Source organism: Streptomyces sp. DSM 118878 (assembly GCF_052936595.1).
The window spans coordinates 6528806-6544618 of record NZ_CP193622.1; the positions used below are offsets into that span (position 1 = coordinate 6528806).

The following is a 15813-nucleotide window of genomic DNA, read 5'->3' on the forward strand; positions in this document are numbered from 1 at the left end:
CGAGTTCATGAGGCCGACGGCTCCGTCCCGTTGGGGGGGGATCACCCCACCCTGTGGGTATAGGTGGCTCCTTGGGGGATCGGGGTGCGGGCTGTAGTGAGTAGGGGCGGCTCTGACTCTAGCGTCTGACGGTGTGACACATACACGCCTCAGAGCAGAGAAATCCCTCATCAGAAAAGCCCGGCCGAACCGGTACGCGGTGGCTTTGGCCGCGGCATCGGCTGTGTTGGCGGTCGCCGTTCCCAGCGCGAACGCCTCGAACGCTTCTATCGCCTCGGCTGCGGTGCCCGGGCCCAGCGCGCCCGCCGGGTGCGACGTGGCGGCACGTGGAGCGCTCACGGCATCCCTGGACACCCTCGTCACCCGGCACGGGATCGCGGGTGCGGCAGCCGAGGTGGCCGGCCCCGAGTGCGGCCGCTGGAAGGCCGCGCGGGGCGTCGCCGACCGGGACACCGGGCGCCCGATGAACGCCGACGACCGACTGCGCATCGGCAGTGTCACCAAGACGTTCACCGTGACGGTGGTGGTGCAACTGGCCGCCGAGGGCCGGATCGAGCTGGACGCTCCGGTCGAGCGGTATCTGCCGGAGCTGATCCGGGGCAACGGCTACGACGGGCGGAAGATCACCGTTCGGCAGCTGCTCCAGCACACCAGTGGCCTTCCCGACTACGTCGAGGCCATCGCCGACAAACCCGTGAACGATTGGCGCTACCGCCACTTCGAGCCGCGTGAGCTGATCGCGACCGCGCTCACGATGGAGCGCCCGGCCAAGAAGTGGCACTACGCGACCACCAACACCCTCGTCGCCGGGCTCATCGTCGAGAAGGTGAGCGGGCACGGCATCGAGGCGGAGGTCTCGCGGCGGATCCTGGGGCCGCTTGGCCTGCGCGACACGTACTGGCCGGGCGATGCCACTCGCGTCCGGGGCGCGCACTCGCGCAGCTACTTCCCCGATCCGGGCGGCTCGGGCCGGCAGGTCGACGGTACCGAGTGGAACGTGACCTTCGGCGGTGCGGGCGGTGCCCTGGTCTCCAGCCCGGCCGATGTGAACCGGTTCTACCAGGGGCTGTTCGGCGGGAAGCTGGTGCCCGCCCGCTGGCTCGCCGAGATGAAGCGCACCGTGCCCGCCGACCCCGACCGGCTGTGGCCCGGCGCCCGCTACGGCCTTGGCCTGGTCTCGTCGCCAGTGAAGTGCGGCGGCACGTGGTGGGGACACGGCGGGACCGTGCCCGGCGGACACCGCGCGCTCGGTGCGAGCGGACCCGGCGGCCGCAGCATCGCCATCGCCCTCAACCAGGTCCCCGACACCGACAAGGCCGAGGCCGACTTCCGCGCCGTCGTGGACGGCGCCTTCTGCCCCACCAACCGCACCCACCCGTTCCAGGAGAAGACCGCGTGACCATGCTCAGCACCACCACCGTACGCCGCGCTTCGGCCGCGTGCCTCGCCCTCACCGCCGCCCTCACCGCGACTCCCGCCCTGGCCACGGCCACGAGCACGGCCGCGAGTACCAGCACGACCACGACCACGGCCACGACCTCGGCCACGGCCAAGAGCAGCACCGGGACCGGCCTCGACCGCTACTACAACCAGCGTCCGGGCTGGGGCAGTTGCGCCAAGGGCCCCGACGACGCGATGGGCCGCGACCTGGACAAGGCCGGCGTGCAGTGCGCCGACATACTCGTACCGCTGGACTACGCTGACCCCCGGGGCCGTACAATCACCGTCGCGATATCCCGGCTCAAGGCCACCGACACCCGCCACCGCATCGGCTCGATCCTGCTCAACAACGGCGGCCCTGGCGGCCCCGCCGTCCAGTCCCCGCCGGACGTGCGCAAAATGATGAAGAAGACCGGACCGCGCTACGACATCATCGGCTTCGACCCACGCTTCGTGGGCCGCAGCACCCCACTGGACTGCCGCTGGCCCGTCGACACCGACATCCGCTCGGCCGGTCTCAGCCGGGCGAGTTTCGAGCGCCAGGTCGCCTTCAAGAAGGGCCTGGCCGACAAGTGCCGCGCCACCAGCGGCTCCGTCCTGCCGCACGTCAGCACCCGCAACACGGCCCGCGACATGGACGTCATCAGGGGCGCGCTCGGCGAACGCAAGATCTCCTACCTGGGCTACTCGTACGGCAGTTACCTCGGCACCGTCTACACCCAGATGTTTCCCGCCAAGTACGACCGCTTCGTCCTCGACGGGGCGATCGCCCCGGCCGACTACGGCCCCCGGCTGCTGAAGGGCTCCGAGCGCGAGAACGAGCGTGCTCTCTCCGACTGGGCCGCCTGGGCCGCGAAGCGCCACGCCACCTACGGCCTCGGCAGCACCCGCGCCTCAGTGCTCGCCACCCTCGACCGCATCGTCGCGGCGTCCGCGCGCGGCCCGCTGTCCGTCGGCACGGGCGCCAGTACCTTCCAACTCGACGACACCCAGGTGCCGTTCCTCTTCATCGCGGGGAACTCGGACGACACCCCCGCAGCGCGGGCCTCGTTCGCCGAGCAGGTCTCCGTACTTGCCACGGCGGCGAAGGGACAGCTTACTGAACTGTCGCCCGAGTTCGCCGCCGCGCTGAAGTCCGCCCTGACCGGCGGATCGCCGAACTCCGGCGTGCAGGCCACGATCATCTGCGGCGACAAGCCGGCCCCTCGCGACCCCGAAACGTACTGGAAGGACATCCAGCGCAGCCGTGCCGAGCACCCGATCATGGGCCCGGTGGCCAACAACATCAGCACCTGCGCCTTTCTGGATGCGCCCCGTGAGCAGCCCACCCAGGTGCGCCGTGACGCCAAGATGCTGATCGTCGCCGCCACCGGCGACCCCCGCACCACCTACCGCAGCAGCCTCGACCTGCACAAGCAGCTGCCGAGCTCCAGACTGCTCACCCTCAAGGGCGCCAACCGACACGCCCTCTACGGGCTCTACGGCAACGACTGCGTGGACAACAAGGTCAACACCTACCTGGCCACCGGCAAGCTGCCGAAGAAGGACGAGACCTGCGTCAAGCAGGCCGACTAGCCAACCAGGCAGGCCAGAAGAAGGGCGCGGCTGCATCCTCCTGGGCCGCGACCCCACCATCTACAGATCTCGGGGCGGTTGGAAGTCGAGCCCGGTCTTGGCGATGAAGCCCTCGATGAGGCGGGGTCGGTACTGAATCCGTTTGAGCCGGGTCTTCACCAGTGCGGTGAGCTGGTCGAGGCTGTGTTTGGTGAGGTTGGCCAGTGACCTCCTCAGGTGCGACCACACGCCCTCGACTGGGTTGAACTCCGGAGCGTATGGCGGCAACTGGTAGGCGGTCAGCCATGGTCGCGTCGCGATCAGCCGTCGCATGGTGTGGCTGACGTGCGTGTTCAAATTACCCCAGACCGGGACGATGGGGCCGCCGAGCTGCTGATGAGCGGCATCGAGCAGGCGGGCGTAGTCGGTCTCGGTAAAGCCCTACGCCGGCCTTTGGAGGGGCCACGATCAACGTGAATGCCGTAGATCAGCCGTGGGCTGCGGCCGGCCTTCGTGCAGATCAGCGCCGCCATCGAGACCCGTTCGGTGCCTGCGGCGGTGACCTTCACGACTGGGGTGCGGCCCCGGTGGCGCCAGGTTCGGCCCTTTGGCGGCTCAGGCCCTGACCTGCCTCGCCCTCGAAGCAGAGCCAGGCGCACAGGTCCGCCGCCCTCTTTTTATGACGGGCCACTGCTCGTCCTTCCATCCGGCGATCCTCACCTCGTCCCGCTCGGTGGCCTTGCGGGAGGGGACCTGCACGCTCCAGCCGATGCGGTGCAGCAGCAGGTCGAGCCCGGCCAGGGTGCACTCGACCCCGAACCGGCGGCGCACGACCTCGCCGATGCGGGCCAGTGTCCACCACTGGTCGCTCCAGCCGGAGGCCGCAGGCCCGGCCTCCAACACCGTTTCCCACGCACGTAGTTGTACGACACTGAGCTTGCAGCGGGTGCCGCCGGGGCCCTTGGGTACCAGCGCCTGGCGGCCGCCCGAGGCCAGGGCCCGGCGCCAGCGGTTCGCCGACATACGGGTCACCCGGAACCGCCGGGCCACCTCCCGATCGCTGGCCCCCGCCTCGATCAAGTCAGCTGCCGCGAGCCGGTCCTGCTCACGCCGGTCGCGCTCATCAGCCGTCAGCCCACCGCCATCGGGATACCTCACTCCTCCGGCATAGCGCAGCCGACACCAACCGTCACGAACCGACGTAACCTGCACGGTTAAAGATCTCTAGAAGAACCCAAGCCCCTGAGGGCTGTAGGAACAAAGAATGTTCTTCGTCTGTTGGCAGTACGGAGATTATGCTGCGCTGACCAGCAGAAACGTTGTCTGCGCCTCTCGGTTTCCTGAGTCCGGCCCGCGTATGGCCTGATCTTGGTCGCGGTCGTCGGCTCTGCACGAGAAGGGTTCAGGTGGGCCTTGCTGGACCCTGTGGACTACGTCATGAAGTTGTCCACAGGGTCGGGCTGACCTGCGGCGATTCGCTGACTCGCGTCGCTGACCTGCGCTGACGCTTCTTTCGGAGCGTTTCGGCTTCGTGCTGCTTCGGCTTCGTGCTGCTTTACGTAGCCGACCCTCCCCACGCGCTCCCCAACGGGGCGGATACTTCCCAGACTCTCCCCAGGGGAGCAGACATGAGCAGCGGTGACGCGGCGGAGCGTCATCCGTGGCCGAGGCACGCTGGGTGACTGCCGCGAGGGCTGGGACGCTCGCGCTGGCGAACTGGGTGAACTGCGGCCCCCGCCTCGGCAGGAAGGATGTGCAGGATCTCGCTCGTGCCTCACATGCCGGCGGAACGCCCCCGCGTCGGCGGGAAGGACGGAGGGGGTCCGTTCATGTCCTGCCGGCGCTCGGTGAGACCTGAATGGGGTCCGTTTAAAAGCCGTTAACGCTGGCAGGGCCGACGACCTGATCAAGCTGGAGCGTTCCGCTGAGGAAACGTACGCACGGCTCGCGGGCTTCGACGGCGAGGAGTACACCGCGCAGTCGCGCAGGTGGGACGCCGCCGAAGCGTTCCAGGCCGCAGTCACAGCTCCCGCCGAGGCGTCGGGCTAGGCGCGGCACGAGGTCGAGCAGGCGCCGCAAGCGCAGTCGGGGCGGGCTGTGGTGATGCGGGACGTCATCCTATTCAAGGCGTTGCCAAGAGCGTGCTGAGTGACTGACAGTGAGGGCAGCGGGGACGGGGCCGTGCCGCTGATGGTGGGCCCGGGCCTTGCCGCTCCGCGGATAATGAGCGGCTCGCCTCCGCTCGCGTGGAAAGCACGTCACGCCGCGTCGCACTCAGCAGACGCTGTCCGGCTTACCTCCGCTGGCGCGGGGAGCAGGCTGCGTGAGCTGCGGGTTTAGTCGGCGCAGACCCGAGTTTCGTGCACTTTCACGGATTCGGTCATAGCCCTCATAAGTAGACCTTCTCCCGCCGTGGGTCTTAGCAGCTTAGCGTTGCGCAGAGCAGGCGGTGTGTAGGGCGAGGTTGGCCATGGTTGGGTGCGCTTACTCGTTTTGGTGTGGTGGGTCGGTTTGCCGTGATACTCACTGTGCATGATGGGTGGGGGTGCCCGGCAGACGCTGCTGTCGCGGCTGAGTGGTGTAGTGCGGTCGGTGTGGGCGAAGCACGACCGTGACAGTGACGGCTGGGTGCCGTTGTGGCGGCACATGGAGGACAGTGCCGCTGTCGCGGGGCTTTTGTGGGATGAGTGGCTGCCTGCCAGTGTGCGCCGGGTGATTGCGGCAGCTCTGCCGGGTGGTGAGGCGGGTGGGCGTGCGCTGGTGGTGTGGCTGGCGGGGGTGCATGACATCGGCAAGGCCACGCCGGCGTTCGCCTGCCAGGTGGAGCTGTTGGCGGAGGGGATGCGTGCTGCGGGGCTGGAGATGCGGTCGCAGCAGGCCATGGGGCCCGACCGGCGGTTGGCTCCGCACGGGCTGGCCGGGCAGGTGTTGCTGGGGGAGTGGCTGGAGGAGCGGTGCGGCTGGCCGGTGCGCCAGGCGGGGCAGTTCGCGGTGGTGGTGGGCGGCCATCACGGGGTGCCGCCGGAGTCGGGTCAGGTCAAGGCGCTGTTCGAGCATGAGGAGTTGCTGCGGACGCCGGGGGCGAGCAGCGTTTTGTGGCGGCAGGTGCAGACGGAGCTGCTGGATGCGTGCGCGGAGCAGTTTGGGGTGGGTGAGCGGCTGGCGCAGTGGCAGGGGGTGAGGCTGCCGCAGCCGGCGCAGGTGCTGCTGATGGCGGTGGTGATCGTTGCGGACTGGATCGCGAGCAACCCCGAGCTGTTCCCGTACTTTCCCGAGGCCGCGGCGCAGAGCGGGGAGCAGCGGCTGGTGGCGGCCTGGCGGGGGTTGGATCTTCCGGCGCCGTGGGCGGCGCAGGAGCCGGCAGGGCCGGCGCAGGAGGTGTTCGCATCCCGGTTTCGTCTGCCGGATGGAGCTGAGGTGAGGCCCGTGCAGGCGGCCGCGGTCGAGCTGGCCCGGGACATGGCGGTGCCTGGGCTGATGGTCATCGAGGCGCCGATGGGGGAGGGCAAGACAGAGGCGGCACTGGCCGTGGCCGAGGTGTTCGCGGCGCGCTCGGGCGCGGGCGGAGTGTTCTTCGCGCTGCCGACGATGGCCACGGGCAACGCCATGTGGCCGCGGCTGCTGGACTGGATCCATCAGCTCTCCGGCGACGACCATGCGCGTCACTCGGTGCATCTGGCGCATTCCAAGGCGGCGTTGAACCAGGAGTTCGCGCCGCTGCTGGCCCGCAGTGGGCACGTCGCCGCGGTGGAGGTGGACGGTAATGCCGTGCCGCTGCGCCGGCCGGGCGGCGCAGGGAGCGGCGCTGGTGGGGAGGTGGTAGCGCATGCGTGGTTGCGCGGCCGTAAGCGGGCCATGCTGGCCTCGTTCGTCGCGGGGACCATCGATCAGCTGTTGTTCGCCGGGCTGAAGAGCCGGCATCTGGCGCTGCGCCACCTGGCGGTGGCGGGCAAGGTCGTGGTGATCGACGAGGCGCACGCCTACGACACCTACATGAGCGTCTATCTGGACCGGGTGCTGGCCTGGCTGGGCGCCTACCAGGTGCCGGTGATTGTGCTGTCGGCGACGCTACCGCCCCTACGGCGGCGGGAGTTGGTGGCGGCGTACGCGGGCGGCGAGGCTGCTCACGGCGGCGATGATGCGGTGTCCTCGGGCGCGTATCCGTTGCTGACGGCGGTCGCACCGGGCGGCACCCCGGTGGCGCGGCGCCCTGGACCCTCGGGCCGGGGCACGGATGTGTACGTGGAGCGGCTCGCCGACGATGTGCAGGTGCTGGCCGACCGGCTGGAACGGGAACTGCAGGACGGCGGCTGCGTCCTGGTGGTCCGCAACACGGTCAGGCGTGTGCTGGAGACCGCTCAGGTGCTGCGGGCGCGATTCGGCGACAAGGCCGTGACGGTGGCGCATTCCGCATTCGTCGATGTGGACCGCGCGGCGAAGGACCGCGATCTGCTGCGCCGGTTTGGCCGGCCCGGTCAGGCGGTGGGCCGGCCGGAGGGTCCTCATATCGTGGTGGCCAGTCAGGTGGCCGAACAGTCCCTGGATGTGGACTTCGACTTGCTGGTCAGCGATGTGTGCCCCGTCGACCTGTTGCTGCAGCGGATGGGCCGGCTGCACCGCCACCAGCGTGGCACCGGCCAGGAGATGCGGCCGGAGCGGCTGCGGCGGGCGCGGTGTTGGCTGACCGGGATGGACTGGGAGGCGCCGGTGCCGGTTCCGGTGCGCGGGTCCATCGCGGTGTACGGGGCATACGTGCTGCTGCGGTCGGCGGCGGTGCTGCTGCCGCACCTGGAGGGCGGTCGGCGTCCGGTGCGGCTGCCGGCCGACATCAGCCCGCTCGTGCAAGGCGCCTACGGCCCGGAGCCGGATGCTCCCGTGTCCTGGCAGCCGGCGCTCGCGGAAGCGCGGAAACGGTTCGAGGCGCACCAGGTGGACCAGGCCGAGCGGGCGGCGGTGTTCCGGCTCGGCGAAGTCGGCCGTGCGGGATGGCCGTTGCTCGGGTGGGTAGCGGCCGGCGTCGGCGATGCCGACGACACCCGGCTGGGGCGGGCACAGGTCCGCGACAGCCGGGAAAGCCTGGAGGTCGTCGTCGTGCAACGGCGCGCCGACGGCGCACTGGTGACCCTCCCGTGGCTGCCCGAAGACGGCAAGGGCCGACAGCGCGGCGGTCTTGTCCTGCCTCAGGATCAGGCACCGACGCCGTTCGCGGGCCGCGTGGCGGCCAGTTGCGGGCTGCGGCTGCCGCTGCAGTTCTCCTACGCCCAAACCTTGGATGCTGCGATCGCGGAACTGGAGCAGCTGTACGTGCCCGCCTGGCAGGGCAAGGACAGCCCCTGGCTGTCCGACCAGCTCATTCTCGCGCTCGATGAGAATTGTCAGACCCAGCTGGCAGGCTACGCACTCCACTACAGCCCGGAGAACGGCCTGGAGGTGACCCGTGATGAAAAGCTGCCCTGACGGGGCATTAGCTGCCCCGTCAGGTGTATCCCCGCAGAAGCGGGGAGCAAGGTGTTACGTCCCGTCAAATCGGGACCATCCCAGCAGAAGCGGGGAGCAGGGCCTTGGCCTCGATGAACTCATCTTGCATACCGCTGATCCGACGCGTGAGCGTAGCCGAGTCGCCACTGTGCAGTTCACTCAGTCTGCAGCGTTTCGTGGATCTCTGGGCGGACGGGGCTCCCGGCTCGCCCACCGAGCCATCGGCAGGCACGCAAAAGCGGAGACTGAGCTGGCCAGAGTCGCGCTGTCCGGGCGCAAGAAGGGCAGCCATCGCCCCACTAACAGGGTCAACGCGAACGTTGCTACAACGCCGATGGACGCTAACACCCATCGTAACCATCCAGGCACTCATCCACGTCCCGTCAAATCGTTCCGTTGTCTTGGGCTGCACTGTGGAGACGCCGTGGGCGGGTGTCAAATGCCCCTGCTCAGCGTGAAGTTGACCTCAGTGCAGTCATGGTGCATGAGCCGGCTGTCGCTGCTGGGCGCAGGCGCCTACGAGTTCGGAGAGGCCGTGTGACTGAATTGGATGAGGGCCGCAACCGTGGGTCCTTTGACTTGACACGCCAATCTTGGATCGGCGTTATGGCGTGCGACGGCTCGCAGAGGGACCTGTCGTTGGCCGAGGTGTTCATGCGTGCCGGGGAGCTGCGCCGGATCGTCGGAGAACTGCCGACGCAAGAATTCGCGCTGCTGCGCCTGCTACTGGCCGTCGCCCACGACGCACTGGATGGGCCCCAGGACATCGACGGCTGGGCGGAGTTGTGGGAGGACCCGGAATGCTTTGCCCCGGTGGGCCGTTACCTGGACACCCATCGCGACCGCTTCGACCTGCTGCACCCGGTCGCCCCGTTTCTCCAGACGGCGGGCCTGCGCACGGCGCGGGACGAGGTGTTCTCGCTGAACCGGATCGTGGCCGACGTGCCCAACGGGGAAGCGTTCTTCACCGCGCGGATGCCGGAGGTGGAGCGGCTGACGTTCGCGGAGGCGGCCCGCTGGGTGGTGCACGCCCACGCCTACGACACCTCCGGGATCAAGACGGGCATGGTCGGCGACGCTCGGGTCAAGGGCGGCAAGGTGTACCCGCTGGGTACCGGTTGGGCCGGGGCGCTGGGCGGGGTGTTCGTGGAGGGGCAGACCCTGCGTGAGACGCTGCTGCTGAATCTAATCGCGGCCGACACCGATGGCCTGGAGTTTTCGGCCGCAGACCGGCCGGCCTGGCGCCGTGAGCCGTGCGGACCGGCCGGTGCGGAGCGCACTCCGGATGGGGTGCGGGATCTGTACACCTGGCAGACGCGGCGGCTGCGGCTGCAGCACGACGGTGAGGGCGTCACCGGCGTGGTGCTGGGCTACGGGGATCCGCTGTCGGCCCGCAATCAGCACCGGCGGGAGCCGATGACGGCCTGGCGGCGCAGCCAGGCGCAGGAGAAGAAGCTGCGCCGCTCGCCCGTCTACCTGCCGCTGGAGCACGATCCGGCGCGGGCGGCCTGGCGCGGGGTGGAGGCGCTGCTGACCGACCGGCCGGTGCCCGGCCAGGGGACGGAGGCGGCCGCGCGGCTGCGGCCCGGAGTGCTGGAGTGGGTGGCCCGGCTGGTCACGGACGGGGCGCTGCCGCGCCATTTCCTCGTCCGGGCCCGGGTGATCGGCGCCGTGTACGGGACGCAGCAGTCGGTCATCGACGACGTGGTCGACGATCATCTGGCGATGCCGGTGGTGCTCTTGCACCGTCAGGAGCGCGCCTATGCCCGGCAGGCGATCGACGCGGCCAAGGACGCCGACGAGGCAGTGCGCGCGCTGGGTGATCTGGCCACCGATCTGGCCCGCGCGGCCGGCTCGGACGGGGCCGGGGCACGTACCGCGGCACGGGAGGCGGGATTCTCCGCCCTGGAGAACCCCTACCGGCTGTGGCTGGCTGGTCTGGCGCAGGCCGGGGACCCGTTCGAGCAGCGCTCCGCCTGGCAGAGGGACGTGCACAAGCTGATCGTCCGGCTCGGGCAGCGTCTTATCGCGCAGGCGGGACCGGCCGCCTGGCAGGGCCGGACCGTGGCCGCCAAGACGGGCACGCTGTGGCTCAACGCCGGCCTGGCCGAACGATGGTTCCGCGCGCGCCTGACCACCGCCCTGGGACAGAGCACTGTTGCGGGCCCGCAGCAACAGGCCGCCGATCGCGCACCGGCCGAGCCGGACTCCTCCTCATCCATTACCGACCTGGAGGTGCCCGCATGACGAGTGCCACCGACACCCCAACCGTCCGCAAGCAGGTGGCCGACCTCGCCGCCTCCCACATCGCCCCCTGGCAGCGGGGCTACCTGGACGACAAACCCAAGCACGTGGCGGCCCTGGCCCGGCTGCGCCGGGGTGCGGGCCGCAATGCCGGCGCCCTGCCCGATCTGTGGGCGCTGATCGACACCACTGTGCTGCACGCCCAGCCCGAGGGCTCCCGCCCGCTCCGCGAGGGGGAACTGGTGCGGGCGGAGGACGCCTTGCACGCGGCGGTCACCCTGTGGGCGCTGCACCAGCAGTCCCGCCCGGTAGGGATGCACCGCCCCAACGCAGCCGGTCGCCCCACCGGTTTGGGGGCGGCGGTGCGGCGGTTGATGCCGCCTGGCGAGATCGACGATGCCGTGCGCAAGCGCCTGGTGCGTGCGGGCAGCGCGCCCGACCTGCCCAGTCTGTCCCAGCGGCTGCGGGACCTGATTGTCCTGCTGCGCCGCGCGGACATCCCGCTCGACTACGGCCTGCTCGCCGGCCAGTTGTATGCCTGGCAGTGGCCCGGCGGCGCGGACCAGGTCCGTACCGAATGGGGCCGCTCCTTTCACGCCTGGCAGGAACCCGCCGCCAACGACCCGACCACCTCCGCCGCCCCTAGCGCCCCCGCCCCCTCGGACAGTGACAAGGACACGCCGTGAGCCGCATCTTTTTGGACGTGCACGCCCTGCAGACCGTCCCGCCCAGCAACCTCAACCGGGACGAGACCGGCGCCCCCAAGACGGCCGTCTACGGCGGTGTACCGCGGGCCCGGGTCTCCAGCCAGGCGTGGAAGCGGGCCACCCGCACCTACTTCAGCGACGAGGAACTGCTGAATCCGAGCGAACTGGGCGTGCGGACGAAGAAGATCGTGGAGCTGATCGCCGGACGGATCACCGCCCTCGACACCACGATCGCCGACGAGCAGGCCCTTCTGTTGGCGGACGAGACGGTCAAGGCCGCCGGGCTGAAGACCGAGGTGCCCAAGCGGAAGGCGGACGCCGCCAAAGAGACCGGCACGCCGGCCGCGCCAGAGGCGAAATACCTCGTCTTCCTCAGCGCCCGGCAGATCGAGGGCCTGGCCCGCCTCGCCCTCGACGGCGCCGACGACATCACCGCGTACGTCAAGGACAAGAAGCACAAGGAGCAGATCAAGGAGATCGCCGACAGCCGCCACTCGGTCGACATCGCCCTGTTCGGCCGGATGGTCGCGGACGCCGCGGACTTCAACGTCGACGCGGCCGTCCAGGTCGCGCACGCCCTCAGCGTGCACCGCGTGGACAACGAATCCGACTACTACACGGCCGTCGATGACGAGAACCGGGAGGAGGAGACCGGCGCCGGAATGATCGGCACCATCGACTTCAACTCCGCCACCCTCTACCGCTACGCCGCCCTGGGCGTGCACCAGCTCGCCGCCAACCTCGGCCACGGCCTGCGCGAGGACGAGCCCGGCAGCGAACCGGTCCGCCGCGCGGTCGAGGCATTCCTGCACGGCTTCGTCGCCTCCCTGCCCACCGGAAAAATCAACACGTTCGGGCACCACACCCTGCCCGACGCCGTCATCGTCAAGCTGCGCACCACCCGCCCCATCAGCTTCGTCGCCGCCTTCGAAGACCCCGTCCGCGGCGAGGACGGCGGCCACCTGCGCGAGGCCGCCGACCGGCTCGCCGCCTACGTCCCCGACCTCGAACGCGCCTACGGCCAACCTGACTCCACCCAGACCTGGGTCCTGCGCGTGGGCCCCCACACCCTGCCGCTCGCGGACCTGGGCACCGAGTCCGACACCCTCGCCGGCCTTGTCACCGCCGTCGGGCAGGCGGTGGCCGACCGGCTGGAGCAGAGCGCATGAGCGTGCTCGCCCTGCGGCTGGCCGGCCCCCTGCAGTCCTGGGGGGCCTCCTCCCGCTTCACCCGCCGCACCACCGAGTCCGCGCCCACCAAAAGCGGCGTCGTCGGCCTGCTTGCCGCCGCCCGCGGCATCGAGCGCGGCGACGACACCCGCCTGGCCCCGCTCGCCGCGCTGCGCTTCGGCGTGCGCATCGACCAGCCCGGCACCCGTATCCGAGACTTCCACACCGCACACCACGCCGTCAGCGGCAAGTCGATGCCGCTGTCGGAACGCTTCTACCTCGCCGATGCCGTCTTCGTCGCCGCCCTCGAAGGCCCGCCCGCCCTGCTCGCCGAACTCGACCAGGCGGTCCGCACCCCGGTGTATCCGCCGTTTCTCGGCCGCCGCTCGTGCCCGCCCGCCCTGCCTCTCGAACTGGGCCTGCACGACGCAACGTTGGAGTCCGTCCTGGAACAGGTGCCCTGGCAGGCGTCCGCCTGGTACCGCAGAGCGCACGACACCGACCCGGCGGCGCACCAGCAGGGACGGCTGACCGTGCTGCGCGAAGCGGCCGCCGGCGAACAGCACTCCTCCGACCTACTGCGCGACCAGCCGGTCAGCTTCAGCGCGGCCCACCGCCGCCACGCGCTGCGGACCGTCATCACCACCACGGTGCCCCGGCCGATCCCGCCGGCGCCCCCCGTACACGATCCGTTCGAGGCGCTGGCCGCCGCCCACCTCAACGACGAGAGCGCCTGATGTACCTCACCCGCTTCCGCCTCAACACCGCCCGCCCCGGCGCCCGGCGCCTGCTGTCCTCCCCGCAGACCATGCACGCGGCCGTCCTGTCGGCCTTCCCCGACCTCATGCCCGGCGACACCCCGGCCCCGGGCGCGCCCCGGGTGCTGTGGCGGCTGGACCAGCAGGCCCGCGCCCAAGTCATCCTCTACGTCGTCAGCCCCGCCGCACCCGACCTCACCCACCTGGTGGAGCAGGCCGGCTGGCCGGCCGCAGCGGCCGCCGACCCGGACAATCCCGGCTGGCAGACCCGCCCCTACACGCCCCTCCTCGACCGCCTGACCGCAGGTCAGCACTGGTCCTTCCGGCTCACCGCGAACCCCGTACACACCATCCGACGCACCAAGGACGAGCCCCGCAAGATCACCGCCCACCTCACCCCCGTACACCAGAAGGGCTGGCTGCTCGATGAGCAGCGCCAGCAGCGCTGCGGCTTCCGCATCCTCGAAAAATCCGCACAAGCCCGCCTCCTGCCCGACGGCACCACCCACAAGGGCCGCCCGCATTCTGGTGACCGCTACGAACTCGCAGTCACCGACACCCGCACCCTTTCCTTCGCCAAATCCCGCGAAACAAACGGCAGCCGCCAGGGCAAGCCGGTCACCGTGGTGACCGCCACTTTCGACGGACGCCTGGAGGTCACCGACCCCGAGGCGCTGCGCCGCACCCTCACCCAGGGCCTCGGCAAAGCCCGCGCCTACGGCTGCGGCCTGCTCACCCTGGCCCCGCTCACCCCCGCCCGCCGGGCTACGGCATGACCTCGGTCGCCAAGCGTGCGGCCCTCACCCCGCGCCAGCTCACCCGCACCGGTGACCGCCTGTCCTTCCTCTACCTGGAGCGCTGCCTGGTGCACCGCGACGCCAACGCCATCACGGCCCAGGACGCGGAAGGCACCACCCACATCCCGGCGGCCACCATCGGCACACTCCTCCTGGGCCCCGGAACCCGCGTCACCCACCAGGCCATGACCGTGCTGGGCGAAGTAGGCGCGGCCGTCTGCTGGGTCGGCGAACACGGCGTGCGCTACTACGCCTCCGGCCGGGCCCTCAGCCGCTCCTCGGCCCTGATGGAGGCACAGGCAAAGCAGTGGGCCAACCCCCGCAGCCGCCTGGCGGTGGCCCGCGCGATGTACCGGCTGCGCTTTCCCGACGAGAATCCCGACGGGCTCACCCGCCAGGAACTCCTGGGCCGGGAAGGACGGCGCGTCAAGGACTGCTACCGCGCCCAGGCCGCCCGCACCGGCCTGCGCTGGCGCGGCCGCCGCTACACCCCCGGCGACTACGCCAGCGGCGACGCCGTCAACCAGGCCATCACCGCCGCCGCCCAGTGCATGTACGGCATCGCCCACGCCGTCGTCACCTCCCTGGGATGCAGCCCGGCCCTCGGCTTCGTCCACTCCGGCCACGAACTCTCCTTCGTCCTGGACATCGCCGACCTCTACAAGACCGAGATCGGCATCCCCCTCGCCTTCGACACAGCCGCCGAAAGCGAGGAAGACACCGGCCCCCGCACCCGCCGCGCCCTGCGCGACCGCATCACCGAACTGTCCCTCCTCGACCGGTGCGTCAACGACATCCAACGCCTCCTCCTGCCCCCCGACTCCATCAGCAGCACCGCCGCTTCTGCTCCCGGAACCGACCAGGACGTAGTCACCCTCCACAGCGACGGCGGCCACCAGGTCGCCTCCGGAATCAACTACGGCGGCCAAGAGCCGGGAGACTACGGAGATGAGCTCTGGTGACCGTCATCGTCCTCACCAACTGCCCCGTCGGCCTACGCGGCTTCCTCACCCGCTGGCTGCTGGAAATCTCCGCAGGCGTCTTCGTCGGCAACCCCTCGGCCCGTGTTCGTGACGTCCTCTGGCACGAAGTCCAGCAGTACGCCGGCCAGGGCCGCGCCCTGCTGGCCCACACCACCGACAACGAACAAGGCTTCACCTTCCGCACCCATGACCACGCCTGGCACCCGACCGACCACGAAGGTCTCACCCTCATCCACCGCCCCGCTCCGAACCTCCCGGCCGCAAGCGCACCGTCCCCGTCCGGACCGCCTACCGGTTGGAGCAGGGCTTCCAAGCGCCGGCGCTTCGGACGCCAGTAACACGAAATGGTTGCTTTGGTATATGTGTCGGAGTTGAAGAAAGTGCTGAAAAACAGGGTCTGGGCGTAAGAAACTCCCAGGTCAACCAGTCTGCTCCCCGCGCCCGCGGGGATGGTCCCGCACCCTGGCCGTCGTCCGCTCCTGCGACGAACTGCTCCCCGCGCCCGCGGGGATGGTCCCGCACTCCTCCCGCCAGTCCGCGAGCAGCGTGACTGCTCCCCGCGCCCGCGGGGATGGTCCCCTCCCAGAAGAACACCCCGGCGTCCCTGGCCGCGGTGCGGCTCTGCATCCTGATGGGTGGCGCGGCGCTCGTCGCGGCCGCGGTGCTGGTGCGCAGGCGCGGGT

General features: G+C 70.3%; 10 protein-coding genes and 1 pseudogene. 10 read left to right on the forward strand and 1 reads right to left on the reverse strand.

What is annotated here, in order from left to right; genetic code table 11:
* The first annotated feature begins 316 nt into the window (after positions 1-316).
* Together ACRAKF_RS28960 and ACRAKF_RS28965 are read left to right on the forward strand one after the other, a co-directional pair.
* Positions 317-1399 carry a serine hydrolase domain-containing protein gene (locus ACRAKF_RS28960; protein ID WP_447040477.1) on the forward strand — a complete coding sequence of 361 codons (1083 nt, stop codon included), beginning with the start codon at positions 317-319 and terminating at the stop codon, positions 1397-1399.
* A 2-nt stretch (positions 1400-1401) separates the two neighbouring features.
* Positions 1402-3015 carry an alpha/beta fold hydrolase gene (locus ACRAKF_RS28965; RefSeq protein ID WP_447042227.1) on the forward strand — a complete coding sequence of 538 codons (1614 nt, stop codon included), beginning with the start codon at positions 1402-1404 and terminating at the stop codon, positions 3013-3015.
* Positions 3016-3075: 60 nt separating this feature from the next.
* On the opposite strand, the pseudogene ACRAKF_RS28970 reads toward ACRAKF_RS28965, so the two are convergent.
* A pseudogene (locus ACRAKF_RS28970) lies at positions 3076-4152 on the reverse strand (IS630 family transposase).
* Positions 4153-5529: 1377 nt separating this feature from the next.
* Between ACRAKF_RS28970 and cas3 the strand changes: the two are divergent.
* The 8 genes from cas3 to cas2e all read left to right on the forward strand — a co-directional run bounded on the left by cas3 (position 5530) and on the right by cas2e (position 15468).
* Complete coding sequence (cas3, locus tag ACRAKF_RS28975) at positions 5530-8451, forward strand: CRISPR-associated helicase Cas3' (protein WP_447042229.1); 2922 nt, start codon at positions 5530-5532, stop codon at positions 8449-8451.
* A gap of 498 nt (positions 8452-8949) precedes the next feature.
* Entirely contained in the window at positions 8950-10719 is a 1770-nt protein-coding gene (casA, locus tag ACRAKF_RS28980; RefSeq protein WP_447040478.1) for a type I-E CRISPR-associated protein Cse1/CasA, read from the forward strand.
* Positions 10716-11402 carry a type I-E CRISPR-associated protein Cse2/CasB gene (casB, locus tag ACRAKF_RS28985; RefSeq protein WP_447040479.1) on the forward strand — a complete coding sequence of 229 codons (687 nt, stop codon included), beginning with the start codon at positions 10716-10718 and terminating at the stop codon, positions 11400-11402. The genes casA and casB overlap by 4 nt, the downstream gene beginning before the upstream one ends.
* A complete protein-coding gene (cas7e, locus tag ACRAKF_RS28990; protein ID WP_447040480.1) occupies positions 11399-12592 on the forward strand; it encodes a type I-E CRISPR-associated protein Cas7/Cse4/CasC in 1194 nt (397 codons plus the stop codon). Before casB ends, cas7e begins: the two co-directional genes overlap by 4 nt.
* On the forward strand, positions 12589-13329 hold the full coding sequence (gene cas5e / locus ACRAKF_RS28995; protein ID WP_447040481.1) for a type I-E CRISPR-associated protein Cas5/CasD: 741 nt from the start codon (positions 12589-12591) through the stop codon (positions 13327-13329). Before cas7e ends, cas5e begins: the two co-directional genes overlap by 4 nt.
* Complete coding sequence (cas6e, locus tag ACRAKF_RS29000) at positions 13329-14126, forward strand: type I-E CRISPR-associated protein Cas6/Cse3/CasE (RefSeq protein ID WP_447040482.1); 798 nt, start codon at positions 13329-13331, stop codon at positions 14124-14126. Before cas5e ends, cas6e begins: the two co-directional genes overlap by 1 nt.
* Positions 14123-15109, forward strand: coding sequence for a type I-E CRISPR-associated endonuclease Cas1e (gene cas1e / locus ACRAKF_RS29005; RefSeq protein WP_447040483.1), 987 nt, complete (start codon positions 14123-14125; stop codon positions 15107-15109). The genes cas6e and cas1e overlap by 4 nt, the downstream gene beginning before the upstream one ends.
* Positions 15106-15468, forward strand: coding sequence for a type I-E CRISPR-associated endoribonuclease Cas2e (gene cas2e, locus ACRAKF_RS29010; RefSeq protein ID WP_447040484.1), 363 nt, complete (start codon positions 15106-15108; stop codon positions 15466-15468). The genes cas1e and cas2e overlap by 4 nt, the downstream gene beginning before the upstream one ends.
* Positions 15469-15813 lie beyond the last annotated feature (345 nt).